The organism is Pseudomonas sp. MF09156 (assembly GCF_059862305.1).
The window spans coordinates 244,673-271,197 of record NZ_JCBCUR010000002.1; the positions used below are offsets into that span (position 1 = coordinate 244,673).

The following is a 26,525-nucleotide window of genomic DNA, read 5'->3' on the forward strand; positions in this document are numbered from 1 at the left end:
TCTCCGCACCTTACCGGACGCTCCAAGGACGCCAACATGATTAGCAAAGAAGGCCTTACCCACCACATCTCCGCGCAGTTCAACGCCGAGCTTGAGGAAGTGCGCAGCCACCTCCTGGCCATGGGCGGGCTGGTGGAGAAGCAAGTCAACGACGCGGTGACCGCGCTGATCGAGGCCGACTCGGGCCTGGCCCAGCAAGTGCGCGAGATCGACGACCAGATCAACCAGATGGAGCGCAACATCGACGAGGAATGCCTGCGCATCCTCGCTCGTCGCCAGCCGGCGGCCTCCGACCTGCGGTTGATCATCAGTATTTCCAAGTCGGTGATCGACCTGGAGCGCATCGGCGATGAAGCCACCAAGATCGCCCGTCGCGCCATCCAGTTGTGCGAAGAAGGCGAAGCGCCGCGCGGTTACGTCGAAGTGCGTCACATCGGCGACCAGGTGCGCAACATGGTGCGCGATGCGCTGGATGCGTTTGCCCGCTTTGACGCCGACCTGGCGTTGTCGGTGGCCCAGTACGACAAGATCATCGACCGCGAGTACAAGACCGCCCTGCGTGAGCTGGCGACCTACATGATGGAAGATCCGCGCTCCATCTCGCGGGTATTGAGCATCATCTGGGTGCTGCGCTCCCTGGAGCGGATCGGCGACCACGCGCGCAATATCTCGGAATTGGTCATTTACCTGGTACGCGGCACCGACGTACGGCACATGGGCCTCAAGCGCATGAAAGCCGAAGTTGAAGGCACGGCCGATCAAATCCCTAATGTTCCGGCCGAATCTGACGATAAGTAAGATTGCCCGAGAAATAAACGCCCGGCCTCTGGTCGGGCGTTTGCGTTTGTGGCGTATGAGTTTTGCGCTGCGGGCAGCCATAAAGTCCCGGCGTGACTGACGAGTTTTTGGCAAAATGCCATCAGTTAAGCGTTTTGCTTGCCGGGGTTTTGAGAGGATGAAGGGTCGATGAGTAAAGTCAGTGTATTGGTGGTGGATGACGCCTCGTTTATTCGCGACCTGGTGAAGAAGTGCCTGCGTAACTACTTCCCCGGTATCAAGATTGAAGATGCGGTGAACGGCAAAAAGGCCCAGGCCATCCTGATGCGCGAAACCTTCGACATGGTGCTGTGCGACTGGGAAATGCCGGAAATGTCTGGCCTGGAACTGTTGACCTGGTGCCGTGAGCAGCCACAGCTCAAGTCCATGCCGTTTGTCATGGTCACCAGCCGTGGCGACAAGGAAAACGTGGTCCAGGCCATCCAGGCCGGCGTCTCCGGCTATGTCAGCAAGCCGTTCACCAACGAACAGTTGCTGAACAAGGTCAAGCAGGCCCTGAATAAGATCGGCCGCCTCGACGCTTTGCTGGCCAGTGCGCCGACCAAGATGAACTCGGCTTTCGGCAACGACTCCCTCAGCGCCCTGACCGGTGGCAAGCCCGAAGCGGTCAAGCCCGCCCCGGTGGCCGCGCCGAGCAAAGGCCTGCTCAACAGCCCGCCCGTTCAGTCCACCGCCGCCCCCTCGGCCGCCAGCGGTCGCGGCCAGGGCCAATTGCGCCTGTCCAGTGGCACCCAGCAATGTGTGATCAAGGGCCTGAGCATCAAGGAGGCGCTGCTGGTGGTGCGCCGTGGCGACGTCCTGCCGCAAGTGCTGGAAAGTGCTGTGCTTGACCTTGAACAAGGCGAGAACGCCGAAACCGCCCGCCTCAACGGCTACCTGCACGCCATCGTCGCCTACGAACCACGCCCCGACAGCGACTGGCTGCAACTGACCTTCCGCTTTATCGACCAGGACGCGCAGAAGCTGGACTACATCTCCCGGCTGATTGCCCGGGGCACCGCGCAGAAGCATTTTGTGCCGGGTGCCTGAACCAACCCCCTGATCCCTGTAGATGCTGGCTTGCCAGCGATGGCGTGGCGCGGTGACTGATAAACCGCCATCGCCGGCAAGCCGGCTCCTACAGGGGCTTCGGTCCACACAACAGTGTCATGAACCCTTGCTAGCCTGCCGTTCAGTCATACCCGGCAGGTTTATCCGATGCTTGTGCGTTTTATGTTGTTTTGTGGCCTGTGCGCGGTCGCTTCATCGACCCTGGCCATGACCCTCTATCGTTCCACCGATGCCCGTGGCGTGGTGTTTTTCAGCGAGCAGAAGACCCCCGGCGCCCAGGCGTTTGTGTTCCAGGAACGGCGGGTGGTGCCGGTGAAGCGCCAGGTGCTTGATCCCCAGCCGCGGCGCAACTTGCGGCCGGCGCAGTTCCAGCGCTACCCCTTGCCCTGGCGTGGCGGGCCTTTCCGCCTGACCCAGGGGCCTGGCGGCACGTTCAGTCATTCTGACGTCAAGAGTCGCTACGCCATGGATATCGCCATGCCCGAGGGCACGCCGATCATCGCTGCGCGGGCCGGCTTGGTGGTGAAGACCGAGAACAACCAATCCGGGCGCGGCAGTGACCCGTCGGGCAACTTCGTGCGGGTGTTGCACGATGACGGCACCCAGGGTGTGTATCTGCACCTCAAACGAGGGTCGGTCAGCGTCAGGGATGGGCAGCACGTGGGGGTGGGCAGCCCGCTGGGGCAGTCGGGCAATACCGGTAACAGCAGCGGGCCACACCTGCATTTTGTGGTGCAGCGCGATACGGGGGCGGGGTGGGTGTCGATTCCGTATGAGTTCACGCAGCCGGTACAGGCCTTGCCCAACTTTGCGTCGGGCACGCGGTAAGGCTTTTGTAGGAGCGAGCTTGCTCGCGAAAAACCTGAGGGCGCTGCCGGGTGTCAGGATCCCAGCGTTATCGTTAACGTCCTTCGCGAGCAAGCTCGCTCCTACAGGGGGTGTGCCCTAGTCGAGCATCAGGACCTTGGCCAGCACGATTTTCGGGCCTTTCATCTTCTTGATGATGATCCGCAGGCCTTCCACTTCCAGCACTTCTTCCTCTTCCGGCACCCGGTTGAGGGTGTCGTAGATCAAGCCAGCGAGGGTTTCGGCCTCGATGTGGTCCAGGTCGATGCCCAGCAGGCGCTCGATCTTGAACAGCGGCGTGTCACCACGCACCAGCAGTTTGCCCGGCTGGTAGGCGAGGATGCCGCGCTCGGCCTTGCGGTGTTCGTCCTGGATATCGCCCACCAGCACTTCCAGCACGTCTTCCATGGTCAGGTAGCCGATGATGTTGCCGTCGGCTTCCTCTACCAGGGCAAAGTGCGCGCCGCCCTTGCGGAACTGTTCGAGCAATTGCGACAGCGGCATGTGCCGCGACACGCGCTCCAGCGGGCGGGTCAGCTCGGCCAGGTTGAACGACTCGGGAATATGATCCAGGGCCGCCAGTTCCAGCAGCAGATCCTTGATGTGCAGCAGGCCGACAAACTCACCACGCACCGGGTCGTACACCGGGTAGCGACTGAATTTGTGGCGGCGGAACAGCGCGAGGATTTCCTTGAGCGGCGCGTTGAAGTCCAGGGTCACCAGGTCTTCCCGCGAGTTGGCCCAGTCCACTACTTCCAGCTCGCCCATTTCCACGGCCGAGGCCAGCACGCGCATGCCTTGGTCGCTTGGGTCCTGGCCACGGCTGGAGTGCAGGATCAGCTTGAGTTCTTCGCGGCTGTAATGGTGCTCGTGATGGGGGCCGGGCTCGCCCTGGCCGGCGATGCGCAGGATCGCGTTGGCGCTGGCGTTGAGCAGGTAGATTGCCGGGTACATTGCCCAGTAGAACAGGTACAGCGGCACCGCCGTCCACAGCGACAGCAGCTCGGGCTTGCGAATGGCCCAGGACTTGGGCGCCAGCTCACCGACCACGATGTGCAGGTAGGAAATCACGAAGAAGGCGGCAAAGAACGACACGCCCTTGATGACTTCAGGCGACTCGACGCCCATGGCCCCCAGCAACGGCTCCAGGATGTGCGCAAAAGCCGGCTCACCGACCCAGCCCAAGCCCAGGGAGGCGAGGGTGATACCCAACTGACAGGCCGACAGATACGCGTCGAGCTGGCTGTGTACGGTGCGCAGGATCTGCCCGCGCCAGCCGTTGGTGTGGGCGATGGCCTCGACCCGGGTGGAGCGCAGTTTGACCATGGCAAATTCCGCCGCAACGAAGAAACCGTTGAGCAGTACCAGGATCAGTGCAAAAAGAATCATGCCGAAATCGGCGAAGAGTGTCGCGAGGGTGATACCAGGGGAAGGGTCCATGATGGGGTTTTGCGGGTTCCGTGTATTCAAAAAGGGGTGATGGCTGTGCCTCAAGGGCGGGCACAAGTCAGGCAATGTAGCGGCTGAAGGGGCGCTTGCCTAGTGGCGGCTGCCGGGCGGATCCGTGAATGCCTGCTGCATTGGGCTTATGTGGGAGCTGGCTTGCCTGCGATGCAGGCGCCTAGGTCTTACAGATGCACCGAGGTGATGCTATCGCAGGCAAGCCAGCTCCCACAGGAGGGTGGGGGTTATTTTCAGATTAATCCTTCGTCGCGATTGCTTGCGAACGACTGACCTGCGTCGGCGCAAAGTGGCAGGTAAAGGTGCTGCCGTGGCCCAGGACGCTGCTGATTTCCAGGCGGGCCCGATGGCGCAACAGCACGTGCTTGACGATTGCCAAGCCCAGCCCCGTACCGCCGGTGTTGGAGTTGCGGCTGGAGTCGACGCGGTAGAAACGCTCGGTCAGGCGTGGCAGGTGTTTGCTGTCGATACCAATCCCCGAATCCTGCACGCTCAGGTGCGCCCCCTGCTGATCGACCCACCAGCGGATGCGGATCGTGCCTTTGTCCTGGGTGTACTTCACGGCGTTGAACACCAGGTTGGAAAAAGCACTGCGCAATTCGCCCTCGCTGCCCTTGAGCAGCACCGACGGGTCGGCTTCCAGGGTAATGATCTGGCCGCGCTCGCCGGACAGGGCCTGGGCATCGTTTTTGATGGTCTGCAGCAGGCTCTGTACGGCCACCGGGTGGTTGTCCGAGGGGTAGTCGGTGGCTTCCAGTTTGGCCAGCAGCAGCAGGTCGTTGAGCAGGGTCTGCATGCGTGAGCCCTGTTGCTGCATCTGCTGCAAGGCACGGTTCCAGCGCGGGTTGACGCCTTCGACGTTGTCCAGCAGCGTCTCCAGGTAGCCACAGATCACCGTCAGCGGCGTACGCAATTCGTGGGAGACGTTGGCGACGAAATCCTTGCGCATCTGTTCCAACTGATGGATGCGGGTGACGTCGCGCACCAGCATCAAGTGTTCATTGTTGCCATAGCGCGTGAGGTACAGCTGGATGCGCACCCGATCGTTGGTGGGCGACGGGATTTCCAGGGCTTCTTCGTAGTTATCCTGCTCGAAGTATTCCTTGAAGCGCGGATGGCGTACCAGGTTGGTCACCGGCTGGCCGCTGTCCTGGGGCGTCTTGAGGCCCAGCAGGGTCTCGGCGGCGCGGTTCCACCATTCCAGGTTGCCGTCGCTGTCGAGCATGATCACCGCGTCCTTGAGCGCGGCCGTCGACTCCTGGACCCGGTCGATCACCGCTTGCAGGCGGCCCCGCACCCGCTGGTCGCGGCGTTGCAGGTGATAGATGCTGTCGAACACCTCGCCCCACAGGCCGTAGCCGTCGGGTGGTGCTTCGTCGGGTTTGTGCTGGCGCAGCCACTCGTGCAGGCGCAGCAATTGCTTGAGGGTCCAGCCCAGGTAGAGGCCCAGGCCGATGGCCAGGCTCCAGCCGTAGTAGCCGCTGATCAGGCCGACCAACAGGCAGCCGGTGACCAGCAGGAGCATGTGGCGGATCAGGGTGCCATGCCAGTTTTGGTTCACTTGAACATGCGTCCTTGTCGGCTGTTAAGTCTGGGAAGGGCTGGCTCAGCCTTTGGTGGAAAACCGATAGCCGGTACCGCGCACGGTTTGTACCAGATTCTCGTAGGCATCGCCCAAGGCTTTGCGCAGGCGGCGGATGTGCACGTCCACGGTGCGCTCCTCGACATACACATTGCCGCCCCACACCTGGTCCAGCAATTGCCCACGGGTATAGGCGCGTTCCTGGTGGGTCATGAAGAACTGCAACAGGCGGTATTCGGTGGGGCCCATTTCGGCAGGCTTGCCGTCGATGGTCACGCGGTGGCTGATCGGGTCCAGCAGCAGGCCGCCGACTTCAATCGGCGCCTCGCCATCGGTCGGGCCGGCGCGGCGCAGCACGGCCTTCAGACGTGCAACGAGTTCCCGTGGGGAAAACGGCTTGGTGATGTAGTCATCGGCGCCGACTTCCAGGCCCTGGATCTTGTTGTCCTCTTCGCCCTTGGCGGTGAGCATGATGATCGGGATATCCCCGGTCAGCTCATCGCGCTTGAGGCGCCGGGCCAGCTCGATGCCAGAGGTGCCGGGCAGCATCCAGTCCAGCAGGATCAGGTCCGGCTTGCGGTCGACGATAATGGCGTGGGCCTGCTGGGAGTTCTCTGCCTCCAGGCAGTCATAGCCGGCCATTTCCAACGCAACGGCGATCATTTCGCGAATGGGCGCTTCGTCGTCAACGATCAGAATGCTCCTGCCAACCATGCTAAGTCCTCTTGTCATTTAACTGTCTTGCGCCGCATTAGATAACGGAATTATTGCAGTCGTGTGACAGTATTTTACTGGCCTGCGCAATCGGCCTAGTCCTGAACTACGCTTTGAGTCCGAATCCTGACAACCGCAAAAGGAAGGTTCTGATGACTCAAGGTATTTTTTCCTGGAAAGCCCTGCTGGTCACGGCGGCGTTGACGCTGCCGACACTGGCTGTCGCGGCGGACCCGGCCATGACTAAAGACGGGATGTTGGTGGACCACAAGGGCATGGCGCTCTATACCTTTGCCAAGGATGCCGACGGCAAGTCCAACTGCAACGACAAGTGCGCCACCAACTGGCCGCCGTTGAAGGCCGAGTCCACCGATAAACCGATGGGCAAGTGGACCGTCATCACCCGTGACGACAACACCAGCCAATGGGCCTATGACGGCAAGCCGCTGTATACCTTCATCGCCGACAAGAAGGCCGGCGATGCGACCGGCGACGGCAAAATGGACGGCGCCTGGAAGGTCGCCAAGCCCTAATCTCCCCTGTAGGAGCCGGCTTGCCGGCGATGGCGGCCCTGAAATCACCGCAGGGCTGCTGGCCTCATCGCCGGCAAGCCGGCTCCTACAAGCTACAGGGCATTATCGGAAGGCGTAGTCGGCCACAATCCCGAGAAAAATCGCCAACCCTGCCCAATGGTTGTGCAAAAACGCCTTGAAGCACTTCAACCGGTCCCGATCCCGGGTGTACCAGAACTCCCAGGCAAAACACCCCGCCGCCGCCACCAGCCCCAGGTGGAACCAGCCGCCCAGTTCGAAGCGTGAGCCCGCCAGTAGCAGGCAAAGCAGCGCCAGCCCCTGCAAGGTAAGGATGATGATCCGGTCGGCATCGCCAAACAGGATCGCGGTGGATTTGACGCCGATTTTCAGATCGTCATCGCGGTCGGTCATGGCGTAGTAGGTGTCGTAGGCCACGGTCCACAGCAGGTTGGCGATGTACAGCAGCCACGCAATGGCCGGCAGGCTGCCGGTCTCGGCGGTAAACGCCATGGGCATGCCCCAGGAAAACGCCGCGCCGAGCACCACTTGCGGGTAATAGGTGTAGCGCTTCATGAAGGGGTAGCTGACGGCCAGGGCCAGGCCGCCCAGGGACAGCCAGATGGTGGCGGCATTGGTCAGCAGCACCAGCAAAAAGCTGATGGCCATCAGCACCGCAAAGAACACCAGGGCCTCTTTGGAGCTGATCTTGCCGCTGGCCAACGGGCGTTGCGCGGTGCGCTTCACATGGCCGTCGACCTTGCGGTCAGCCCAGTCATTGATCACGCAGCCCGCCGCCCGGGTCAGGGTCACGCCCAACACAAAAATCACGATATTGCTCAACGATGGCGAGCCCTTGCCGGCAATCCACAGTGCCCACAGGGTGGGCCACAGTAGCAGATAGATGCCGATGGGCTTGTCCATCCGCGTCAGTTGCACAAAGTCCCAGGCCCGTGGGTTCAAGCGGTTCAGGGATTGGAGCAGGCGCTGGTACATCAGCAATCCTCCGCAGATTGCTGCACGGCTTGCCACAGGCTCGGCAGGAACACTTCCGCCACCAACACGCTCAACGCGCCGCGATCAAAGCGCGAGCGCCGCGCCCACAAGCCATTGGCCTGATCGGCTTGCGGCAGCCAGGCGCGTGGGTAGTGGCAGACCTCGATGGCCTGGCGGGTGAAGGCCTGGTCACAAAACAGCAACTCGCCCAGGGAGCGACTGCCCAACTCATCCATATGCAAGCCATCGCCCTGCAAGGCACTGCGCGCCGCCACGCTGCGGGCGAACACCCAGGCCTGGCCGTGACCGCGCAAATACACCTCGCGTACCCAGCCAATACTGGCCGCTGGCAGGTCGAGGGCGGCGCATTCGTCGTCTCGCAGGGGCTGCCAGCCTTCGTACAGCGGCGTAACACTGAAACCATCGTTGGACAGGTGCGTCAGGCGGCGGGTCAGCGAGCCTTCATCGAACAGCCAGTCAAGGGCAGGGGGGGCGGGCAGAGGGCGCAGAAGGCTCTGGTTCAGCCATTGGCAGGCATCGGGAACGGCAATCGAATGCGGCACGGGGAGTCATTATTGGCAGTTAATGAGGCGCCGAGCTTACCATGGCAGCCTGGATTGTTGCCGGCGTGTGCCGGGACATTGGGTCGAACATGCTTGCATCTGGGCGCCCCGATCAGTACAAAACGCCCTGAGCCGCACGGCAATGCTGGATCTATCGACCGTCGGCCAGTAAGCCTGGACCCTGAGGAAGCAAGTAATGAAGAAGTGGCAATGTGTAGTCTGTGGCCTGATCTATGACGAGAAGGACGGTTGGCCGGATGACGGGATCGCCCCAGGTACCCTGTGGCAGGACGTCCCGGAAGACTGGCTGTGCCCGGACTGCGGCGTCGGCAAAATGGATTTTGAAATGATCGAAATCGGTTGATTCGCTGAATTTAAGAAATGCACTACAAGGAGAATGGAATGAGCGCACCTGTCGTGATCATCGGTACGGGCTTGGCCGGTTACAACCTGGCTCGGGAGTTTCGCAAGCTCGACAGCGAAACCCCGCTGTTGCTGATCACCGCGGATGATGGGCGTTCCTACTCCAAGCCCATGCTCTCCACCGGTTTTGGCAAAAACAAGGATGCCGATGGCCTGAGCATGGCGACCCCTGGCGCCATGGCCGAGCAACTCAAGGCCGAGGTGCGCACCCATACCCGAATCAGTGGGATCGACCCTGGGCATAAGCGCCTGTGGATCGGCGAGGAGGCGGTGGCCTACCGCGACCTGATCCTGGCCTGGGGCGCCCAGACTGTGCAGGTGCCCGTCGAGGGCGATGCCGCTGAATTGATTTTCCCGATCAACGACCTGGAAGACTACGCGCGCTTTCGCCACGCCGCTGTCGGCAAGCGCCGGGTGTTGCTATTGGGTGCGGGCCTGATCGGCTGTGAATTTGCCAACGACCTGATCCTGGGTGGCTACACCATCGACCTGGTGGCACCGTGCGAGCAAGTCATGCCGACCCTGCTGCACCCGGCGGCGGCTGCAGCGGTGCAGGCCGGGTTGGAAGGCCTGGGCGCACGCTTCCACCTGGGCCCGGTGCTTAACCGCCTGCAACGCACGGCTGACGGCCTGGAGGCCCACCTGTCCGATGGCACGGTGATTGATTGCGACCTTGTGGTTTCCGCCATCGGCCTGCGCCCCCGGGTGGACCTGGCGGCTGCGGCCGGCCTGCAAATCAGCCGTGGGATCATGGTCGACCGCCACCTCAAGACCTCCCACGCCAATATCTACGCCCTGGGCGACTGCGCCGAGGTCGATGGCCTGAACCTGTTGTACGTCATGCCCCTGATGAGCTGCGCCCGCGCCCTGGCCCAGACCCTGGCGGGCAACGCCACGGCGGTCAACTACGGGCCGATGCCGGTCACGGTGAAAACCCCGGCGTGCCCACTGGTGGTCTCACCACCGCCACGGGGCACTGAAGGCGTGTGGAGTGTCGAAGGGCAGGGCGGGGACATCAAGGCCTTGTGCCGCGATGCCAGCGGTCGCCTGCTGGGCTATGCGCTTACCGGTACGGCAGTCATGGAAAAACTGGCCCTGAATAAGGAACTTCCGCCTCTGCTGGCGTAAATGCTGGTCGTTCTGTCGGAATAAGCACCTTTTTCCCCCTAGAAAGGTCGCCGCGAGACTGGCGCAGGCACCAATGGCATGCCATCCTCACTCCCGTCTGCCGCAGAGTAGAGCCTGCGGCGCCTTGGCGCTGCTCCAGCAGAGAGCAGCACGGACATAACAACAAAAAACCGTCAAAGAGGCTTCACCTATGCGTAAACCAGAACTCGCAGCCGCCATTGCAGAAAAAGCAGACCTGACCAAAGAACAGGCCAACCGCGTCCTCAACGCCGTTCTTGAAGAAATCACTGGCGCCTTGCACCGCAAGGACAGCGTCACCCTGGTTGGTTTCGGCACCTTCCTGCAGCGCCACCGTGGCGCCCGCACCGGCAAAAACCCGCAAACCGGCGAGCCGGTGAAAATCAAGGCGAGCAACACCGTAGCGTTCAAACCGGGCAAGTCGCTTAAAGACAGCGTCAACCCGTAAGCGCGGCACCGCCTCGAAGGGAGGCGTGGAGGTATGAAAAATGGGCACGCCGACTGGGTCGGGTGCCCATTTTTGTTGGGGCGCGTTCTTGGGCCACGACGGTTGTGTGGGTGGCGCTTGGAGTGACCGACTGGGCACCGATGCCTTGCCCTGACGTTTAAGCCAAGTTGTTGCTATAAGCGGTAAACGCCAGCCGATCTCCGGCTAACGCGGGAGATCGGTGGCGTTCCGCGCGCAAATCGTTAAACTGCTGCGGCCACCCAATAATTACACTGAGGCCGTGTGCATGAAATTTCGTTTTCTCCTGTGGGTGCTGGGCCTGATGATGGCCAAAGCCAGCCGCAACAACCCCGCGTTCCAGCAGCAGTTGGGTGACAAAGACCTGGCATTCCAGCTGCAGACCCTCGACGGCAAGGTCGCCCGCCACTTCATCGTCAAAGACCAGCGCATCACCAGCCGCTCGGGCGTACACCCGGAGCCTGCGTTCGCCATCGCCTTCAAAGACGCCGCCTATGGCTTCGCCACGATGCAGGCGAAGAACAAGCAACTGGCGTTTATGACGGGGATTCAGGACAAGTCGATCCAGATCAAGGGCAACCCGGCCCTGGTGATGTGGTTCCAGGGCTTGACCAAGTATTTGAAGCCGAAGAAAAAGAAGGCCTGAAAGACCGAGTTGCATTCATCGCAGGCAAGCCAGCTCCCACTTTTGACCGAGTTCCAACGCTGGAATGCACTCAAAATGTGGGAGCTGGCTTGCCTGCGATAGCGGTACAACAGGCACCAGCTTTACCCCTGGCTGAACTGCGACGCCAGTTCGCGCAATAACACCTCAGCATCGAGCACCTTGCTCACCACGTCCTCAGCCTTGTCGCGGCTCAGACCCAGGCGCTCCAGCAGCTCGTCCGGAATCTCGGCCTCAGGCCCGGAACCAATCCCCCGCCCGCGCAGCAAACGCACCGCCAGGCATACCAGGTTCGGGTATTCGGCGTATTGGCCGTCGTAGCTCGGGTCGTGCTGGAAGCGCAGGGCCGTGGACAGCTCTTGCGGCATATCCCAGTAACGCATCAGCCAGGCGCCGATCTGTTCGCGGCTGATGCCCAGCAAGTGCTGCTCGATATAGCTGTGGCACAGGTGCGGGTTGACCTCCAGGTGCCGGCAGATCAGTGAGAAGTGCGGTGGGAAGACGTGGGCCAGTAACAGGTAACCAAAGTTGTGCAGCAGGCCCGCCAGGTAGGTCAGGCCGGCCTCCGGACGCTGGGCGCGGGGCATGGCGCGGGTCAGGCCTTCGATCACCGCAGCGGTGTAGATCGACTGGTGCCAGTAGGGCGTGGCCTGTTGCGGATGGTCCTTGGGCAGGCTCAGGGTCTTGCCCAGCGCCAGGCCCAGGGCCAGGTTGATCACCAGGTCGAAGCCCAGCACGCGCACAATCGCATCCTCTACCGAGCGGATCTTGCCCGGCGAGGCGTAGTAAGGCGATGCCGCCCAGCTCACCACTTGGGCGGCCAGGGCCGGGTCGGTCTCGACCACGCCGGTGATGTCGTCGATGGTCGCGTTCGGGTCAACCCGCAGCTTGATGATCTTCTGCGCGGTGTCGGCCAGCGGCGGAATCTCGATGGTGGCTTCCAGCCTTTGCTGGATGCGGCGGGCGGTAAACGCCTGCATGGCCTGGGAGATTTCGTCGCGGTCATCGTTAGGGCGATCGAAGTTGGGCCGGATGCTGCTCAAGGGCTCGCCGAAGTTGGCGGCGCTGGCTTTGCTCAGCATGCGCTTGAAGTCATCGCTGGCGATTTCCAGCAGCACCGTGGCTTCGCCCGAGTGCACCAGCAGGGTCGGCTCGCGCAGCAGGCGTTCTTCATACAGGCATGGCGAGCTGGTCAACGGCGGCAGGCCGGGCAGCAGGCTCAGGCTGTGTTTGCCGAGCATGCGCTCCAGGCGCTCCGGTGCGACGGCGGTGAGGTTGCGCCCGGTCAGCTCGGTAAGGCGATTGAGATCCAGCAACTGGCTCTGGGGGAACAGCACCATCAGGGCGCCCACCGCGTCATCGAGCAGTACCGCTTGAACCTTTCGGGCCGGGTTAAGGCCTGGGTGTTCGGTGACTTCCGTGTAGCTGATGGCGAGTTTCGCGAGCAGGTCCCGAATGACCGATGGGGCAGTCGGCGGGGCTGTGGCGTGGGCAACTTCTGACATGGCCGGATCCAATTTCCTACATTTGCTTGGAGTATAACCAGCTTGGTTCGGCGGGGGTGTGTCTAACTGCGGTTTGTGATGGTGTCGGCTACTGGCAGTCTGTCAGACCTGGCCGTATTGCTGGCCGTGGCGTAGCCAGCGATCCAGCAGCGGGCTGACGTGGTGCGGCCAGCGTTCCAGCAGGGCCTGGGCGGCGTCGCGCACGGCGGGCAGCAGGTCGGCGTCGCGCATCAGGTCGGCCACTTTAAATTGCAGCAGGCCGGTCTGGCGGGTGCCGAGCATTTCGCCGGGGCCGCGCAGTTCCAGGTCTTTTTCGGCGATCACGAAGCCGTCGTTGGTCTCGCGCATGATCCCCAGGCGCTGGCGGCCAATCTGCGACAGCGGCGGATGGTAGAGCAGCACACAGTGGCTGGCGGCACTGCCCCGGCCGACACGACCGCGTAGCTGGTGCAGTTGCGCCAGGCCCAGGCGCTCGGGGTTTTCGATGATCATCAGGCTGGCGTTGGGCACATCCACGCCGACTTCGATGACTGTGGTGGCGACCAGCAATTGCAGGTTGCCGGCCTTGAACTCGGCCATCACTGCAGCTTTTTCCGCAGGCTTCATGCGCCCGTGGATCAGCCCGACCTTGAGCTCGCCCAGGGCGCTGGTGAGGTCTTCGTAGGTGGTTTCGGCCGCCTGGCAGGTCAGCTCTTCGGACTCTTCGATCAGCGTGCATACCCAATACGCCTGGCGCCCCTCGGCGCAGGCGCCGCGCACGCGCTCGATGACTTCGACGCGGCGGGTGTCGGTGACCAATACGGTGTTGACCGGGGTGCGGCCGGGCGGCAGCTCGTCGAGGATCGAGGTGTCGAGGTCGGCGTAGGCACTCATGGCCAACGTGCGTGGGATCGGGGTGGCCGTCATGATCAGCTGGTGCGGGTTCATCCGCCCGCCCACGCCCTTTTCGCGCAGGGCCAGGCGTTGCTGCACGCCAAAGCGGTGCTGTTCGTCGATGATCACCAGGGCCAGGTTCTTGAATTTCACTTCGTCCTGGAACAGCGCGTGGGTACCCACCACCATCGGTGCGCCGGCGGCGATCTGCTCCAGGGCGGCAGTGCGGTTCTTGCCCTTGAGCTTGCCCGCCAACCACGCCACTTCCAGGCCCAGGGGTTCGAGCCAGCGCTTGAAGGTGATGAAGTGCTGCTCGGCGAGGATCTCGGTCGGTGCCATCAACGCCACCTGGTAACCGGCCTCCAGGGCCTGCAGCGCGGCCAGGGCGGCGACCACGGTCTTGCCGGCGCCAACATCGCCCTGGATCAGGCGCAGCATTGGTTCTTTCTGACTCAGGTCGTAGGCAATTTCGTTGCCTACCCGCTGCTGCGCGCCGGTCGGCGCAAAGCCGAGGTTGGCCAGGTATTGCGCGGGCAGGCGCGTGGCCTTGGGCATCGCTGGCGCACGCAGGGAGCGCATGCTTTCGCGCAGGCGCTGCTGGGACAGTTGGTGGGTCAGCAACTCTTCAAAGGCCAGGCGATGCTGGGCCCAGTGATGACCCAGGGCCAGCTCATCGACATCGGCATCGGCCGGTGGATGGTGCAGATAGCGAATCGCATCCGCCAGGGGCGCCAACTGGTAGTCACGGGCCAGCTCCTGCGGCAGCCAATCGGGCAGGCTTTGCGGGCCGAGCAGGGTCAGGGTCTGCATGCACAGCTGGCGCAGGCGCTGTTGCGTCAGGCCCTCGGTGAGCGGGTAGATGGGAGTGAGGGTGGTGTCTACCGGCGGCGGTTCGTCGCCGGTAATGGCGCGGTATTCCGGATGGTAGATTTCCAGGCCCGAGGCGCCCGGGCGCGCTTCACCGTAGCAACGCACGCGAGTGCCGCGCTTGAGGCCTTCCTTTTGCGCGTTGCTGAAATGGTAGAAGCGCAGGCTCAGGCCACCGGTGCCGTCCTGCAGGCGCACCACCAGACTGCGGCGCTTGCCCATCACTACATCGGCACCGCTGACGGTGCCTTCGACCACCGCGTCCTGCCCGGGGCGCAGATGGCCGATGGGCACTACGCGGGTGCGGTCCTGATAGCGCAGGGGCAGGTGAAAGAGCACGTCCTGGAGGTTTTCCAGGCCGACCTTGGCCAGCTTCTCGGCCATGGCTTCACCGACACCCTTGAGTGCCGTCACCGACACCTGCGACAACTCAGTCATACAAGGCTTAGCTCGCAGCGGGCGGCTTGGCCACCGAGCACAGGCGGATCGAGTCGGCGAGGATATCAATCGCTTTCGGGCGCGGGAAACTGGCCCGCCAGGCAATCGCCACGGTGCGGAACGGCACGGGTGGGGTGAGCGGACGCACTTCGATCACGCCGGCTGCATAGTGATGGCTGTCCACGGCCGACAGCGGCAGGATCGAGATGCCCAGGCCAGACGCCACCATATGGCGGATGGTCTCCAGGGAGCTGGATTCCACCGTGGTGTGCTTGGCGCCGTCGTTGCCCTTGGTCAGGGTCGGGCAGGCTTCCAGCACCTGGTCGCGGAAGCAATGGCCTTCACCGAGCAGCAGCAGGCTCTTGTCGTTGAGCAGGCCGGCGTCGATCGTGTCTTTTTGCGTCCACGGGTGGGAGGCGGGCATCAGCACGTAGAACGGCTCGTCATAGAGTGGCAACGTCAGCACGTCGGCTTCGTTGAACGGCAGGGCGATGATGATCGCGTCCAACTCACCGTTGCGCAGTTTGTCGCGCAGTACGTGGGTGAAGTTTTCCTCGATATACAGCGGCATCTGCGGCGCAACGCGATGCAGTTGCGGGATCAGGTGTGGGAACAGGTACGGGCCGACGGTGTAGATCGCGCCGACTTTCAGCGGGGCAGTCAGTTGGTTCTTGCCGGCCTGGGCCAGTTCACGAATGCTCTGGGCCTGCTCCAGTACCTTCTGGGCCTGGGCCACAATGCCTTCGCCTACCGGAGTGAGGCGCACGGCGCTCTTGCTGCGCTCGAAAATCAGCACACCGAGTTCGTCTTCAAGCTTCTTCACACCCACCGACAGCGTCGGCTGGCTGACATGGCAACGTTCGGCGGCATGGCCGAAGTGTTGCTCTTGGGCGAGGGTCACGATGTAGCGTAATTCTGTAAGAGTCATAGCGGGCGTCCATGAGGTTGCGGGCCAAGCATACCGGCTGCAATCGATAGGCGCACGTTATCAGAACTAGATTGGGGATTGAGCGGTTTGTGCGGGGGATTTTGCTTAATGGCGTTGGCGGCTTTGTGTGGGGGTGGGCTTGTTCGCGATGGCGGTGTGTCAGTCATTGTGGATGTTGACTGTTACACCGTCATCGCGGGCAAGCCTGCTCCCACACAAGCCCGCTCCCACAGGGGTTAGCGGCGACGCTTCTCGATGTTGTAGACAAACGGCGCAACGATTTCGATGCTGCCGTTTTTCAACATGTCGGCCGGTGGCTTGGGCAGCGGCTGGGCACGACGGATCATCTCCAGAGTGGCGCGGTCCAGGTCGGCGTTGCCGGAACGGCCCACCAATTCATAAGACAGCACCTTGCCTTCAGCATCCACCACGAACCGCAAGCGGTTCAAGCCTTCCTTGCCACGGGCCTGGGCGCCTGGCGGGTACTTCTTGTATTTCGCCAGGTGACCGAGCAGCGTGCTTTCCCAGGTGGCCTTGGCCGCGACTTGCGCCGGCGAAGGGCCGGGTTGCGGTTGGGCCGACTTTTCCGAAGGCGCGTTGTTCTGAGGGCTTTCGCTCGGCGGGTCCTCGGAAGGTTTCTCCTTGGGCTGCTCGACCTTTTTCTCAGGCTTGGGCGGCTGCGGCTTGGGCTTTGGCTTGACCGGCTTGGGCACGGAAATCGTCGGCTTGGGTGCCTCGGCCAGTTTCGGTAAGGGCAACTCTTCCACCGGCGCCGGCGGTTGCGGCGGCGTCACCACCTTCGGCGGGGCCGGAGGCGGTGGTGCCGGCATCGGCGCCAGGTCGATGACCATGGCCGCCGGTGGCAACTGCACCATATGGGGTGCCGACCATTGGTACGCGAGGATGATCGCGACGGCGTGGACGCCCAGCACGACGGCGAGGCTGGTGCCATAACGCGTCAGTTTGTGGCGCGTCGTGATCATTTTTTGGCTGCCGTCTCAAGTCCGACCAGACCGACCTTGAGGTAGCCGGCCGCCCGCAGGGCATCCATCACGCTCATCAGGTCGCCGTAGTCCACGCCTTTGTCGGCTTGGAAGAAGATCGTCGTGTCTTTCTTGCCCTGGGTCCGCGCGTCGAGCACCGCACCCAGGGTTTCGGATTTGACTTCTTCTTCGCCCAGGAACAGGCGCTGGTCAGCCTTGACGCTGAGGAACACCGGTTTCTCCGGCCGCGGCGCAGGTTTCGCGCTGGAGGCGGGGAGGTCGACCTTGATGTCCACCGTGGCCAAGGGTGCTGCCACCATGAAGATGATCAGCAGCACCAGCATCACGTCGATAAACGGCGTGACGTTGATTTCGTGGTTCTCGACGAGCTCGTCGTCGCCTTGATTCAAATGCAGGCCCATGGCCGATTACCCCACTTTCACCATGTGCGGTTGCGAGCTGCGCTCGGTAGGCAGGTGATCGAGGTCACGGCTGACCAGCAACAGGACTTCTGCCGAAGCATCCGACACCTGGGCCTTGTAGCCGGCGATCGAGCGTGCGAAGACGTTGTAGATCACCACCGCCGGAATCGCGGCGACCAGGCCCAGGGCGGTTGCCAGCAGGGCTTCGGCGATGCCGGGGGCAACGACGGCGAGGTTGGTGGTCTGGGTCTTGGCGATGCCGATGAAGCTGTTCATGATGCCCCACACGGTACCGAACAGACCGACGAACGGTGCGGTAGAACCGATGGTTGCCAGCACGCCGGTGCCGTTGCTCATGTTGCGACCGCAGGCCGCTACCAGGCGCTCCAGGCGGAAGCTCACGCGTTCCTTGATGCCTTCCTTTTCGCGGGTGTTGGCCGACAGGCGCATTTCTTCCAGCGCGTCGTGCACCAAGAGATGCGCCAGGGTGCCCTTGATGGCCGCGCTTTCGCTGGCTTCTTTAAGGGTGGTGGCTTTTTTCAGGTTGACGATTTCAGTGCGCAGGCGGCGTTTGGCGCCCAGCAGTTCGAAGCCTTTGGCGATCCAGATGGTCCAGGTGATGATCGAGGCGATAGCCAGGCCGACCATCACGATCTTCACGATGATGTCGGCGTTCTGGTACATGCCCCACGGCGACAGGTCGTGGGCCATGCCCAGGGTGTTGTCTTCTTCCAGGACCACGCCGGTTTCATCTTGTTGGGTAACACCTTCGGCTGCGACCGGGTCGGTGGCCGCAGGTGCGGCAGCCGGTGCGCCGGGAGCGGCGGCGTTTTGCTCAGGTGCTGGGGCTGCAGCCGGGGCTGGTGCAGCGGCGGCAGGCGGGGTGGCCGGTGCCGTGGCATCGGCGAACGCGGCGGTCGGAGCCAGCAGGACGCTGAGCAGCAACGCAGTTATCGCGCGCCAGGCGCGGGACGGGCTGTGAGGCTTGGTTGGCGAAGCGGGGAGGTTATTGCGTGTCATGCTGGCCGGACCTGAGAGGAAAAAATAAGGGATTGCCCTGCCAGGCCGCAAAAGGGCCGAGGACAAATGGGCCGTTATTATTGCAAGTAATTCTTGTTAACAGAAGTAATACAGTAACTTTATTTGTGCTTTTTCTGGCCGCTGGTCACCTGCGAGGGCTAATCTAGACCTTTGAGAACGGAGTTTTGTGATGTCTGCGCCTTCTGTGGTGATTGCCGGTTGTGGTGATGTAGGTAGTCGGCTGGCGAGTCAATTGCTGGTCGCGGGATGGGAGGTGCATGGCCTGCGACGCAATGTCTCGCGCCTGCCGGAAGGGGTGATTGGCATTGCCGGCGACCTGTTCAAAAAGGAATGCCCCGACACCTGGCCGATTGGTGGCGTGGACTACCTGGTGTACTGCGCGGCTGCGACCGACCACGATGAAGCGGGCTATCGCAAAGCCTATGTCGAAGGTTTGCAGCATGTGCTGGAGTGGCTCGATGACTATGGTCAGCAGCCCAAGCACCTGCTGTTTGTGTCCAGTAGCAGCGTCTACGGCCAGCAAAACGGTGAATGGGTCGATGAAACCTCGCCCACCCATGCCGTTGGGTACTCCGGGCAGGTGATGCTGGAAGCCGAGCAAGTGGCATTGGACAGCGGTATCCCGGCCACGACTGTACGCTTGACCGGTATCTATGGTCCTGGTCGCGAGTGGTTGTTGAGCCAGGTGCGCCAAGGCTATCGCGTGGCGGTTGAGCCACCTTTATATGGCAACCGCATCCACGTCGATGATGCGGCAGGGCTGCTGGCCTTTTTGCTGCTGCATGTGGAGCAGGGCGGTACGTTGGACAAGGTCTACATCGGTGTCGACAACGCGCCTGCGCCGCTGGCCGAAGTCGTGGATTGGCTGCGCGAGTACCTTGGGGTCACCGAGTGGGCCGAAGACGCCAGCGTGCGGCGTGCGGGCAGCAAGCAGTGCAGCAATGCGCGAGCCAAGGCGCTGGGCTGGACGCCAACCTATCCAAGCTACCGCGAAGGCTACGCCGCTATCCTCAAGGGCTGACCTCTCCTGTGGGAGCCGGGCTTGCCTGCGATGCAGGCAGCTCGGTGTGTCAGTGAAACAGAGGTGATGCTATTGCAGGCAAGCCAGCTCCCACAGTGGTCTTACTGTTTTTCCAGCAGCCACTGGCGCTGCCCAGGGCTCAACTGAGGAATTTCGTCTGGCCTGGAATGATTGATCGCCTGGAAAATTTCCAGCGTGTTGCCGTTGCGCACGAAAATCCAACTATCCCCCGCGTCGCCTTTGCCCAGGTACAGGGTGTCATTGCCGGCGCCCTGAGTGGCGCAGTCCCCGCCCAGGCACAATTCGTATCGGTCATTCTTCCCCAGGCCCGACAGGTTGCCATGCGCATTGAACACTACGGTGCCGCCGGCGCCTTCGCCCTCAAGGATTTTCCACGGGCCACCCATGTAAGCTGAGTTCAGTGCCTGCCGGAATGTACTCCCCCATTGCGCTCCCTCCGTGGTCGATGGGTGGGCACGCTGGAACACCTGGCCGGGCAGATCCTTGCGAGGCAGTTGGAGCAGTTGCTGATCCTTTAATTGCAGTTCGTCACGGCCATGGCCGTTGTGATCGACGGTCCATGCGCCAGGTGCTTTTGGCAGGAGTTGGCCTTCATCTACCTCAAAGGCACTGCTGGCATGAGCTTGGCCGGTGCGGGTGTCGACATTCCACTCCAGGTTCCTGCCGTTGGCTTGCAGGCTGTTGAGCAGCGGCCGGCCCTGGGCGGCGGCATCGATGGCGGCCTGGTTGATCCAGATCCCGCTGATGTCGACGGGTTGCGATACGTGGGTGCAGCCGCCCAGCAAGGCCAGGCCAATGAGGAGTGGTTTGAACATGGCGTAGTCCGAGGCAAAGGATTGCTGGCTAAAGAAAAAGGAGCCTGTAGGCTCCTTTGTTTCGTATCACTGTTTTTCCAGCAGCCACTGGCGCGGCCCAGGGGTGAACGAAGGCACTTCGTCGGCCTGGGAGGTATTGATCGCCTGGAAAATCTCCAGTTGCTTGTCGTTGCGACTGAAGATCCACGGGTTGCCCTGGCCGCCTTGTTGCAGCCAGATGCTGTCGTAGCCACCGCTCATGGAGGCGCAATCGCCTGCCAGGCACAGTGAATACTGGTCGGCACCCGGCAGGCCGGTAACCTGGCCGTTGGCCTGGAACTGTACGGTCTCGCCCAGGCCGCTGCCGCTGGTGATTTTCCAACTGCCGCCCATGTAGGCCGCGTACAGCGCCCGTTCGAAGTTGGCACCCAACGGTGCGCCTTCAGGGGCAGGGTCCTTGGGGCGATCAAAGAGCTGTTCGGGCTCGTTGTCGTTGGCCACTTGCAGCAGCTGTTTGCCCTTGCGCTTGAGTTCGGTGGTCGAGCTGCCGTAGAAATCAACGTTCCAGGTGCCGGATTTTTCGCCGGCCAGGGTGCCTTCAGGGCGTTCAAAACCGTTGAAGTAGCGCGCCTGGTTGGCCCGGGTGTTGACCTCCCATTCGAGGTTCGGGCCGTAGGCTTGCAGGGCTTCACGCAAAGGGCCGCCCTTGGACGCCGCATCGATGGCAACCTGGTTGATCCAGGTGCCGCTCACATCCCGGGTGGCAGGACTGCTGGCGCAGCCGCCAAGAAGAAGGGCCAGCAGCGTGGAGGCAACGAGCGCTTTGCGCATTACGAAATCCTTTTAAAACGAAGTCGGCGCAACCCCGTGGGTTGCGCCGAATGTATTACTCGATGACCAGAATCGCGTCCATCTCAACCTGGGAACCCTTGGGCAGGGCAGCAACGCCAATGGCGGCGCGGGCTGGGTAGGGTTGTTCGAAGTACTTGCCCATGATCTCGTTGACCTTGGCGAAGTGGCTGAGGTCGGTGAGGAAGATGTTCAGCTTGACGATGTCCTTGAACGAACCGCCTGCTGCTTCAGCTACCGACTTGAGGTTCTCGAAGACTTGTACGGTCTGGGCTTCAAAGCCTTCAACCAGTTCCATGGTCTTTGGGTCCAGTGGGATCTGGCCGGACATGTAGACGGTGTTGCCCGCCTTGATCGCCTGGGAATAAGTACCGATGGCAGCAGGTGCCTTGTCGCTGGTGATAACAGTCTTGGTCATGAATGACTCCTTGTAATGTCCGGGCTATAGGGGGGTGTTATGCGCGCATGCGAGTGATGCGGATAACCCCGGTCAGGGCACGCAGTTTCTTGATCACACGGGCCAAGTGCACGCGGTCGTGCACGCTGACCACCAGTTGGACCACGCTGATGCGACCATCGCGTTCGTCCATGCTGATTTTTTCGATATTGCCGTCGGCCGCGTTGACACTGCTGGCCAGCAGGGCGATCAGGCCGCGCTGGTGCTCCAGCTCCACCCGCAGCTCGACGTTGAATTCGCCGGTCACATCCTTGGCCCATGACAGCTGGATGCATTTTTCCGGGTTGTGGCGGATTTCGCTGATATTGCGGCAGTTGTCCAGGTGCACCACCATGCCTTTGCCGGCGGACAGGTGCCCGACAATCGGGTCGCCCGGGATTGGCGTACAGCATTTGGCGTAGCTCAGCACCAGGCCTTCGGTGCCACGAATGGCCAGCGGGCCTTCGGGGCTCGGCAGTTGCTCGCCTTCGCCCAGCAGGCGACGGGCGACGACGTAGGCCATGCGGTTGCCCAGGCCGATATCTTCGAGCAGGTCTTCGATGGTTTCCTGGCGGTACTCGTGGAGGATCGCCTGCACGCGCTCGGCGGGAATCTTCTCCAGGGAACTGTCGAAACCGTTGAGCACCTTGTTCAGCAGGCGTTCGCCCAGGCTGATGGACTCGGAGCGACGTTGCAGCTTCAGCGCGTGGCGGATATGGGTGCGAGCCTTGCCGGTGACCACGAAGTTGAGCCACGCCGGATTCGGCCGGGCCCCCGGCGCGCTGACGATTTCCACGGTGGAACCGCTTTGCAGCGGTTCCGACAGTGGGGCCAGGCGACGGTTGATCCGGCAGGCAATGCAGCTGTTACCGACGTCGGTGTGAACCGCGTAGGCAAAGTCGACCGCCGTGGAGCCCTTGGGCAGCTCCATGATCCGGCCTTTGGGCGTGAACACGTAGACCTCGTCCGGGAACAGGTCGATCTTCACGCTTTCGATAAATTCCAGGGAGTTGCCGGCACGCTGCTGCATTTCCAGCACGCCCTTGACCCACTGGCGGGCGCGGGCATGGGTGCCTTTGGGCTGCTCGTCGCCGCTGGACTTGTACAGCCAATGGGCGGCGATGCCGTTGTTGGCCATCTCTTCCATTTCCCGGGTGCGGATCTGGATCTCGATCGGCACCCCATGCATACCGAACAGCGTGGTATGCAGCGACTGATAGCCGTTGGCCTTGGGGATCGCGATGTAGTCCTTGAAGCGGCCTGGCAGGGGTTTGTACAAATTATGTACAGCACCCAGCACGCGGTAGCAGGTATCGACCTTGTCGACGATGATCCGGAACGCATACACGTCCATGATCTCGTTGAAGGCCCGGCGCTTGCCGCGCATCTTCTTGTAGATGCCGTAGATATGCTTCTGCCGCCCGCTGACTTCGCCTTCAATCTCGTCGATTGCCAGGCAATGGCTCAGGGACTCTTCGATCTTGTTGACGATTTCCTTGCGATTGCCCCGGGCGCGCTTGACCGCCTGGTAGATACGCGCTGAGCGCATCGGGTGCATCGCCTTGAAACCAAGGTCTTCGAATTCGATACGAATGGCATGCATGCCCAGCCGGTTGGCGATGGGCGCGTAGATTTCCAGGGTTTCCTTGGCAATGCGCCGACGTTTCTCGCCGGACAGCACTTCCAGCGTGCGCATGTTGTGCAGCCGGTCGGCCAGTTTGACCAGGATCACCCGGATATCCCGGGCCATGGCCATGGCCATTTTCTGGAAGTTTTCCGCCTGGGCCTCGGCCTTGGTTTCGAAGTTCATCTGGGTCAGCTTGCTGACCCCGTCGACCAGGTCGGCCACGGTTTCGCCAAATTGCGCGCTGAGCGCTTCCTTGGCAATGCCGGTGTCTTCGATCACGTCATGCAGCATCGCGGCCATCAGGCTTTGATGGTCCATGTGCATGTCGGCAAGAATATTGGCCACCGCAAGAGGATGGGTGACATATGCCTCGCCGCTGCGGCGGCGTTGGCCGTCGTGGGCTTGTTCGGCGTAGAAATACGCTCGGCGGACCAGGTTGACCTGGTCGGTACCGAGGTAGGTCGATAAGCGATCGGCGAGGGCGTCTATGCTCGGCAAGGTATTAACTCCTGCCGAAGGCTTTGACCCCGCGCCGTGCTACGTCGACCAGGCATAGGCTTAGACGGCCTCGTTGGACTCGTCCTCGAACGCTGCAAACAGCGGTTCGTCTTCAACGATCTCGGCGTTGGCGATGAACTCGTAGCTCATCACGCCGGCAGCGATTTCGCGCAGGGCCATCACGGTAGGCTTGTCATTTTCCCAATTGAGCAACGGCTCTTTGCCGCCAGTGGCCAATTGACGGGCACGCTTGGTAGAGAGCATGACCAGCTCAAAGCGGTTATCCACGTGTTCTAGGCAGTCTTCAACGGTTACGCGGGCCATGGTATTCCTCGGAGCGAATGCAAGATGCGCGCTGCCCGGTTGGGCGAGCGGACTCAACAGTTTAAAAAATCACCAGCGTTTAGGGAAGCGCTGATTTTCCGCAGGCCCCGGCAAACACGCTACAAGCGCCAATGTAAGGCCCTTGCAGCGGTTTTGGGAAGAGCCATTCAACCGAGCAGTTCGGCCAACAATTTGCCAAAACGCTGCTGCTGGCGTTTTTGCTGGAGCTGATTGGCACGGAAAATCGCCTTCAGGTCGTCCAGGGCGTGGGCAAAGTCGTCGTTGATGATCAGGTAGTCGTAGTCCACATAGTGGCTCATTTCACTGACGGCTTCGCGCATGCGCCCAGCGATGATCTCGTCACTGTCCTGGCCGCGATTGGTCAGGCGCTGGTGCAAGGCTTCCAGGGACGGCGGCAGGATAAAGATCGAGCGCGCCTTGGGCATCAATTGGCGCACCTGTTCGGCGCCCTGCCAGTCGATTTCCAGGATCAGGTCATGACCTTCGTCGAGGGTCTGCTGCAAATGGCTCTGGGACGTGCCATAGAGGTTGCCGAACACTTCGGCACGCTCCAGGAAGTCACCGTGTTCGATCATCTTCACGAACTCGCTGCGCTCGACGAAGTGATAGTTCACGCCGTTCACCTCACCCGGACGCATGGCGCGGGTGGTATGGGAGACCGATACGCGGATCTCCGGGTTGGCGTCGGTCAGGGCCTTGACCAGGCTGCTTTTGCCCGCGCCCGAGGGCGCGGAAATAATGTAGAGGGTGCCGGTGCTGTGGGTCATGGGAGTTGCCTTACTCAATATTCTGTACTTGTTCGCGCATTTGCTCGATCAACACTTTGAGGTTGACCGCAGCCTGGGTGCTGCGCGGATCGAAGGCTTTGGAGCCCAGTGTATTGGCTTCGCGGTTGAGTTCCTGCATCAGGAAGTCCAGGCGCCGACCAGCGGCACCGGCCGACTTGAGCACGCGGCGCACTTCCAGGATGTGGGTGCTCAGGCGGTCGAGTTCTTCGGCGACGTCGCTTTTTTGCGCGAGCAGGACCATTTCCTGCTCCAGGCGCACCGGGTCGAGGTCGGCCTTCATGTCGGCGAAGCGGTCGAGGACCTTCTGGCGCTGGGTGGCCAGCATTTGCGGGACCAACTCGCGCAGGGTCACCACGTCGGCTTCGATAGCGGTCAAGCGCTCGCTGATCAGGCGCGCCAGTTCGGCGCCTTCGCGCTCGCGCCCGGCCTTGAGCTCCTTCAGGCCTTGGTTGAACAGGGCCAGGGCCTCGGCATTCAGCGCCTGCGGGTCAGTGGCGTCGGCCACCAGTACGCCGGGCCAGGCCAGGACTTCCAGCGGGTTCAGGGCTGCCGGCTGCTTGATCAGGCTGGCGATGGTCTCGGCGGCGGCGACCAGTTGCGCGGCGCGTTCGCGGTCAACCTGCAGCGGCTTGCCGGTGGTTTCCTCGGTAAAGCGCAGGGTGCATTCCAGCTTGCCACGGGAGATGCCGGCGCGCAGGGCTTCGCGCACGGCGCCTTCAAGGTCGCGAAAGGATTCGGGCAGGCGCAGGTGCGGCTCCAGGTAGCGGCTGTTGACCGAGCGCAGTTCCCAGCTCAGGGTGCCCTGGGCGCCGGCTTTTTCGACGCGGGCGAAGGCGGTCATGCTGTGCACCATGGAGGTACCTCGCGATACAGTCCCGCAAACGGGCGGGCTGGTAGGTAGATTGAAGCCGACTGGCTGCGAAGGCGCAGAATTGTAGCGCAACGGGGCGAGCGCCCCCAAATGCTGGCTGTGACAAAGGGTGGCAGCGCTTGTCCATTCGTTACCGAATTTATTAGCAGTGCCGAGAAGCGGCCTGCGGCTCTATAATGCTCGGCAGTTTTTCGTCCTTAGTACAGGTATCCCCTATGAAACGTCCAAGTGGTCGCGCTGCCGATCAGCTCCGCTCGATCCGCATCACCCGCAACTACACCAAACACGCCGAGGGATCTGTACTGGTCGAGTTTGGCGATACCAAGGTCATCTGCACCGTCAGCGTCGAGAACGGCGTGCCGCGTTTTCTCAAGGGCCAGGGCCAGGGTTGGTTGACTGCAGAGTACGGCATGTTGCCGCGCGCCACCGGCGAGCGTAACCAGCGTGAAGCCAGTCGTGGCAAGCAGGGTGGTCGTACCCTGGAAATCCAGCGCCTGATCGGCCGCTCCCTGCGCGCTGCGCTGGACATGTCCAAACTGGGCGACGTGACCCTATATGTCGACTGCGACGTGATCCAGGCCGACGGCGGCACCCGCACCGCGTCCATCACTGGCGCCATGGTCGCCCTGGTCGATGCGCTGAAAGTGATCAAGAAACGCGGTGGCCTGAAAGGTGGCGACCCGCTCAAGCAGATGATTGCCGCTGTGTCGGTGGGCATGTACCAGGGCGAGCCGGTACTGGACCTGGATTACCTGGAGGACTCGGCTGCCGAGACCGACCTGAACGTGGTCATGACCAGCACCGGTGGCTTCATCGAGGTGCAGGGCACCGCCGAAGGTGCGCCATTCCAACCGGCCGACCTGAACGCCATGCTGGCCTTGGCCCAGAAAGGCATGAGCGAAATCTTCGAACTGCAGAACGCCGCACTGGCTGACTGAAA

Annotated in this window: 28 protein-coding genes; 10 read left to right on the forward strand and 18 right to left on the reverse strand. The window is 62.1% G+C overall.

Features of this window, described 5'->3' with window-relative positions; translation table 11 throughout:
- Nucleotides 1-36 precede the first annotated feature (36 nt).
- From phoU to AC19YY_RS06865, 3 genes are all read left to right on the forward strand, one after another.
- Nucleotides 37-798 (forward strand): phosphate signaling complex protein PhoU, encoded by a 762-nt coding sequence (phoU, locus tag AC19YY_RS06855; RefSeq protein WP_057961181.1) that lies wholly within the window; start codon nucleotides 37-39, stop codon nucleotides 796-798.
- 168 nt (nucleotides 799-966) lie between these two features.
- Complete coding sequence (locus tag AC19YY_RS06860) at nucleotides 967-1,866, forward strand: response regulator (RefSeq protein WP_169955430.1); 900 nt, start codon at nucleotides 967-969, stop codon at nucleotides 1,864-1,866.
- 168 nt (nucleotides 1,867-2,034) lie between these two features.
- Nucleotides 2,035-2,715: a M23 family metallopeptidase gene (locus AC19YY_RS06865; protein ID WP_170057525.1), complete on the forward strand. Its 681-nt coding sequence runs from the start codon at nucleotides 2,035-2,037 to the stop codon at nucleotides 2,713-2,715.
- Between the two features lie 117 nt (nucleotides 2,716-2,832).
- On the opposite strand, the gene AC19YY_RS06870 is transcribed toward AC19YY_RS06865, so the two are convergent.
- The 3 genes from AC19YY_RS06870 to phoB form a co-directional block, all read right to left on the reverse strand.
- Nucleotides 2,833-4,173: a hemolysin family protein gene (locus AC19YY_RS06870; RefSeq protein WP_029289929.1), complete on the reverse strand. Its 1,341-nt coding sequence runs from the start codon at nucleotides 4,171-4,173 to the stop codon at nucleotides 2,833-2,835.
- 259 nt (nucleotides 4,174-4,432) lie between these two features.
- On the reverse strand, nucleotides 4,433-5,719 hold the full coding sequence (gene phoR, locus AC19YY_RS06875) for a phosphate regulon sensor histidine kinase PhoR (RefSeq protein WP_500604086.1): 1,287 nt from the start codon (nucleotides 5,717-5,719) through the stop codon (nucleotides 4,433-4,435).
- An 81-nt stretch (nucleotides 5,720-5,800) separates the two neighbouring features.
- Nucleotides 5,801-6,490 carry a phosphate regulon transcriptional regulator PhoB gene (gene phoB / locus AC19YY_RS06880; RefSeq protein WP_003176964.1) on the reverse strand — a complete coding sequence of 230 codons (690 nt, stop codon included), beginning with the start codon at nucleotides 6,488-6,490 and terminating at the stop codon, nucleotides 5,801-5,803.
- 152 nt (nucleotides 6,491-6,642) lie between these two features.
- On the opposite strand from phoB, the gene AC19YY_RS06885 reads away from it, so the two are divergent.
- Nucleotides 6,643-7,023, forward strand: coding sequence for a COG4315 family predicted lipoprotein (locus AC19YY_RS06885; RefSeq protein ID WP_169955427.1), 381 nt, complete (start codon nucleotides 6,643-6,645; stop codon nucleotides 7,021-7,023).
- Nucleotides 7,024-7,125: 102 nt separating this feature from the next.
- Here the strand turns inward: AC19YY_RS06885 and ubiA are convergent, their stop codons facing one another.
- Together ubiA and AC19YY_RS06895 are read right to left on the reverse strand one after the other, a co-directional pair.
- The gene (gene ubiA / locus AC19YY_RS06890; RefSeq protein ID WP_169955426.1) at nucleotides 7,126-8,016 is read right to left on the reverse strand and encodes a 4-hydroxybenzoate octaprenyltransferase; all 891 of its coding nucleotides are present in this window, start codon (nucleotides 8,014-8,016) and stop codon (nucleotides 7,126-7,128) included.
- A complete protein-coding gene (locus AC19YY_RS06895) occupies nucleotides 8,016-8,579 on the reverse strand; it encodes a chorismate lyase (protein WP_169955425.1) in 564 nt (187 codons plus the stop codon). Before AC19YY_RS06895 ends, ubiA begins: the two co-directional genes overlap by 1 nt.
- A gap of 196 nt (nucleotides 8,580-8,775) precedes the next feature.
- On the opposite strand from AC19YY_RS06895, the gene AC19YY_RS06900 reads away from it, so the two are divergent.
- The 4 genes from AC19YY_RS06900 to AC19YY_RS06915 all read left to right on the forward strand — a co-directional run bounded on the left by AC19YY_RS06900 (nucleotide 8,776) and on the right by AC19YY_RS06915 (nucleotide 11,260).
- Nucleotides 8,776-8,943, forward strand: coding sequence for a rubredoxin (locus AC19YY_RS06900; protein ID WP_003213373.1), 168 nt, complete (start codon nucleotides 8,776-8,778; stop codon nucleotides 8,941-8,943).
- A 38-nt stretch (nucleotides 8,944-8,981) separates the two neighbouring features.
- Nucleotides 8,982-10,130, forward strand: coding sequence for an NAD(P)/FAD-dependent oxidoreductase (locus AC19YY_RS06905; RefSeq protein ID WP_169955424.1), 1,149 nt, complete (start codon nucleotides 8,982-8,984; stop codon nucleotides 10,128-10,130).
- A 190-nt stretch (nucleotides 10,131-10,320) separates the two neighbouring features.
- Nucleotides 10,321-10,596 (forward strand): HU family DNA-binding protein, encoded by a 276-nt coding sequence (locus tag AC19YY_RS06910; protein WP_003213368.1) that lies wholly within the window; start codon nucleotides 10,321-10,323, stop codon nucleotides 10,594-10,596.
- A gap of 286 nt (nucleotides 10,597-10,882) precedes the next feature.
- Complete coding sequence (locus AC19YY_RS06915) at nucleotides 10,883-11,260, forward strand: hypothetical protein (protein ID WP_029289848.1); 378 nt, start codon at nucleotides 10,883-10,885, stop codon at nucleotides 11,258-11,260.
- A gap of 122 nt (nucleotides 11,261-11,382) precedes the next feature.
- On the opposite strand, the gene AC19YY_RS06920 is transcribed toward AC19YY_RS06915, so the two are convergent.
- From AC19YY_RS06920 to exbB, 6 genes are all read right to left on the reverse strand, one after another.
- A complete protein-coding gene (locus AC19YY_RS06920; protein ID WP_170057527.1) occupies nucleotides 11,383-12,783 on the reverse strand; it encodes an aminoacyl-tRNA deacylase and HDOD domain-containing protein in 1,401 nt (466 codons plus the stop codon).
- A 102-nt stretch (nucleotides 12,784-12,885) separates the two neighbouring features.
- Nucleotides 12,886-14,961, reverse strand: a complete 2,076-nt coding sequence (recG, locus tag AC19YY_RS06925; protein ID WP_057961010.1) for an ATP-dependent DNA helicase RecG — start codon at nucleotides 14,959-14,961, stop codon at nucleotides 12,886-12,888.
- A gap of 7 nt (nucleotides 14,962-14,968) precedes the next feature.
- Nucleotides 14,969-15,889, reverse strand: coding sequence for a hydrogen peroxide-inducible genes activator (locus tag AC19YY_RS06930; protein ID WP_169955422.1), 921 nt, complete (start codon nucleotides 15,887-15,889; stop codon nucleotides 14,969-14,971).
- A 236-nt stretch (nucleotides 15,890-16,125) separates the two neighbouring features.
- Nucleotides 16,126-16,872: a TonB family protein gene (locus AC19YY_RS06935; protein ID WP_169955421.1), complete on the reverse strand. Its 747-nt coding sequence runs from the start codon at nucleotides 16,870-16,872 to the stop codon at nucleotides 16,126-16,128.
- A complete protein-coding gene (gene exbD, locus AC19YY_RS06940; protein ID WP_029289838.1) occupies nucleotides 16,869-17,294 on the reverse strand; it encodes a TonB system transport protein ExbD in 426 nt (141 codons plus the stop codon). Before exbD ends, AC19YY_RS06935 begins: the two co-directional genes overlap by 4 nt.
- A gap of 6 nt (nucleotides 17,295-17,300) precedes the next feature.
- A complete protein-coding gene (gene exbB / locus AC19YY_RS06945) occupies nucleotides 17,301-18,314 on the reverse strand; it encodes a tonB-system energizer ExbB (RefSeq protein WP_500603994.1) in 1,014 nt (337 codons plus the stop codon).
- Nucleotides 18,315-18,504: 190 nt separating this feature from the next.
- Here exbB and AC19YY_RS06950 point away from each other — a divergent pair, with 190 nt between their 5' ends.
- Nucleotides 18,505-19,356: an NAD-dependent epimerase/dehydratase family protein gene (locus AC19YY_RS06950; RefSeq protein ID WP_500603995.1), complete on the forward strand. Its 852-nt coding sequence runs from the start codon at nucleotides 18,505-18,507 to the stop codon at nucleotides 19,354-19,356.
- A 101-nt stretch (nucleotides 19,357-19,457) separates the two neighbouring features.
- Here AC19YY_RS06950 and AC19YY_RS06955 read toward each other — a convergent pair whose 3' ends face one another.
- The 7 genes from AC19YY_RS06955 to AC19YY_RS06985 all read right to left on the reverse strand — a co-directional run bounded on the left by AC19YY_RS06955 (nucleotide 19,458) and on the right by AC19YY_RS06985 (nucleotide 25,567).
- Entirely contained in the window at nucleotides 19,458-20,192 is a 735-nt protein-coding gene (locus tag AC19YY_RS06955) for a hypothetical protein (protein ID WP_492633886.1), read from the reverse strand.
- 66 nt (nucleotides 20,193-20,258) lie between these two features.
- Nucleotides 20,259-21,002 (reverse strand): hypothetical protein, encoded by a 744-nt coding sequence (locus AC19YY_RS06960; RefSeq protein WP_169955417.1) that lies wholly within the window; start codon nucleotides 21,000-21,002, stop codon nucleotides 20,259-20,261.
- Between the two features lie 55 nt (nucleotides 21,003-21,057).
- Nucleotides 21,058-21,438: a RidA family protein gene (locus AC19YY_RS06965; RefSeq protein WP_025130815.1), complete on the reverse strand. Its 381-nt coding sequence runs from the start codon at nucleotides 21,436-21,438 to the stop codon at nucleotides 21,058-21,060.
- A 37-nt stretch (nucleotides 21,439-21,475) separates the two neighbouring features.
- Nucleotides 21,476-23,581: a bifunctional GTP diphosphokinase/guanosine-3',5'-bis pyrophosphate 3'-pyrophosphohydrolase gene (gene spoT / locus AC19YY_RS06970; protein WP_032856810.1), complete on the reverse strand. Its 2,106-nt coding sequence runs from the start codon at nucleotides 23,579-23,581 to the stop codon at nucleotides 21,476-21,478.
- 60 nt (nucleotides 23,582-23,641) lie between these two features.
- A complete protein-coding gene (gene rpoZ, locus AC19YY_RS06975; protein WP_169955416.1) occupies nucleotides 23,642-23,905 on the reverse strand; it encodes a DNA-directed RNA polymerase subunit omega in 264 nt (87 codons plus the stop codon).
- Nucleotides 23,906-24,072: 167 nt separating this feature from the next.
- Nucleotides 24,073-24,693 (reverse strand): guanylate kinase, encoded by a 621-nt coding sequence (gene gmk, locus AC19YY_RS06980; RefSeq protein ID WP_169955415.1) that lies wholly within the window; start codon nucleotides 24,691-24,693, stop codon nucleotides 24,073-24,075.
- Between the two features lie 10 nt (nucleotides 24,694-24,703).
- Nucleotides 24,704-25,567, reverse strand: coding sequence for a YicC/YloC family endoribonuclease (locus AC19YY_RS06985; RefSeq protein WP_169955414.1), 864 nt, complete (start codon nucleotides 25,565-25,567; stop codon nucleotides 24,704-24,706).
- Nucleotides 25,568-25,800: 233 nt separating this feature from the next.
- Between AC19YY_RS06985 and rph the strand changes: the two genes are divergently transcribed.
- Nucleotides 25,801-26,523, forward strand: a complete 723-nt coding sequence (gene rph, locus AC19YY_RS06990) for a ribonuclease PH (RefSeq protein WP_057961002.1) — start codon at nucleotides 25,801-25,803, stop codon at nucleotides 26,521-26,523.
- Nucleotides 26,524-26,525 lie beyond the last annotated feature (2 nt).

Bases quoted from the DNA above. Each gene is read 5' to 3' on its own strand.
- recG (WP_057961010.1), bottom strand. From the start codon at position 14,961: ATGACTGAGTTGTCGCAGGTGTCGGTGACGGCACTCAAGGGTGTCGGT.
- AC19YY_RS06905 (WP_169955424.1), top strand. From the start codon at position 8,982: ATGAGCGCACCTGTCGTGATCATCGGTACGGGCTTGGCCGGTTACAAC.
- AC19YY_RS06885 (WP_169955427.1), top strand. From the start codon at position 6,643: ATGACTCAAGGTATTTTTTCCTGGAAAGCCCTGCTGGTCACGGCGGCG.
- AC19YY_RS06915 (WP_029289848.1), top strand. From the start codon at position 10,883: ATGAAATTTCGTTTTCTCCTGTGGGTGCTGGGCCTGATGATGGCCAAA.
- exbD (WP_029289838.1), bottom strand. From the start codon at position 17,294: ATGGGCCTGCATTTGAATCAAGGCGACGACGAGCTCGTCGAGAACCAC.
- phoR (WP_500604086.1), bottom strand. From the start codon at position 5,719: ATGCTCCTGCTGGTCACCGGCTGCCTGTTGGTCGGCCTGATCAGCGGC.
- AC19YY_RS06900 (WP_003213373.1), top strand. From the start codon at position 8,776: ATGAAGAAGTGGCAATGTGTAGTCTGTGGCCTGATCTATGACGAGAAG.
- AC19YY_RS06960 (WP_169955417.1), bottom strand. From the start codon at position 21,002: ATGCGCAAAGCGCTCGTTGCCTCCACGCTGCTGGCCCTTCTTCTTGGC.
- ubiA (WP_169955426.1), bottom strand. From the start codon at position 8,016: ATGTACCAGCGCCTGCTCCAATCCCTGAACCGCTTGAACCCACGGGCC.
- AC19YY_RS06920 (WP_170057527.1), bottom strand. From the start codon at position 12,783: ATGTCAGAAGTTGCCCACGCCACAGCCCCGCCGACTGCCCCATCGGTC.
- AC19YY_RS06870 (WP_029289929.1), bottom strand. From the start codon at position 4,173: ATGGACCCTTCCCCTGGTATCACCCTCGCGACACTCTTCGCCGATTTC.
- rph (WP_057961002.1), top strand. From the start codon at position 25,801: ATGAAACGTCCAAGTGGTCGCGCTGCCGATCAGCTCCGCTCGATCCGC.
- AC19YY_RS06955 (WP_492633886.1), bottom strand. From the start codon at position 20,192: ATGTTCAAACCACTCCTCATTGGCCTGGCCTTGCTGGGCGGCTGCACC.
- AC19YY_RS06930 (WP_169955422.1), bottom strand. From the start codon at position 15,889: ATGACTCTTACAGAATTACGCTACATCGTGACCCTCGCCCAAGAGCAA.
- AC19YY_RS06910 (WP_003213368.1), top strand. From the start codon at position 10,321: ATGCGTAAACCAGAACTCGCAGCCGCCATTGCAGAAAAAGCAGACCTG.
- AC19YY_RS06985 (WP_169955414.1), bottom strand. From the start codon at position 25,567: ATGGTGCACAGCATGACCGCCTTCGCCCGCGTCGAAAAAGCCGGCGCC.
- phoU (WP_057961181.1), top strand. From the start codon at position 37: ATGATTAGCAAAGAAGGCCTTACCCACCACATCTCCGCGCAGTTCAAC.
- gmk (WP_169955415.1), bottom strand. From the start codon at position 24,693: ATGACCCACAGCACCGGCACCCTCTACATTATTTCCGCGCCCTCGGGC.
- AC19YY_RS06950 (WP_500603995.1), top strand. From the start codon at position 18,505: ATGTCTGCGCCTTCTGTGGTGATTGCCGGTTGTGGTGATGTAGGTAGT.
- AC19YY_RS06935 (WP_169955421.1), bottom strand. From the start codon at position 16,872: ATGATCACGACGCGCCACAAACTGACGCGTTATGGCACCAGCCTCGCC.
- AC19YY_RS06860 (WP_169955430.1), top strand. From the start codon at position 967: ATGAGTAAAGTCAGTGTATTGGTGGTGGATGACGCCTCGTTTATTCGC.
- AC19YY_RS06865 (WP_170057525.1), top strand. From the start codon at position 2,035: ATGCTTGTGCGTTTTATGTTGTTTTGTGGCCTGTGCGCGGTCGCTTCA.
- rpoZ (WP_169955416.1), bottom strand. From the start codon at position 23,905: ATGGCCCGCGTAACCGTTGAAGACTGCCTAGAACACGTGGATAACCGC.
- phoB (WP_003176964.1), bottom strand. From the start codon at position 6,490: ATGGTTGGCAGGAGCATTCTGATCGTTGACGACGAAGCGCCCATTCGC.
- exbB (WP_500603994.1), bottom strand. From the start codon at position 18,314: ATGACACGCAATAACCTCCCCGCTTCGCCAACCAAGCCTCACAGCCCG.
- AC19YY_RS06965 (WP_025130815.1), bottom strand. From the start codon at position 21,438: ATGACCAAGACTGTTATCACCAGCGACAAGGCACCTGCTGCCATCGGT.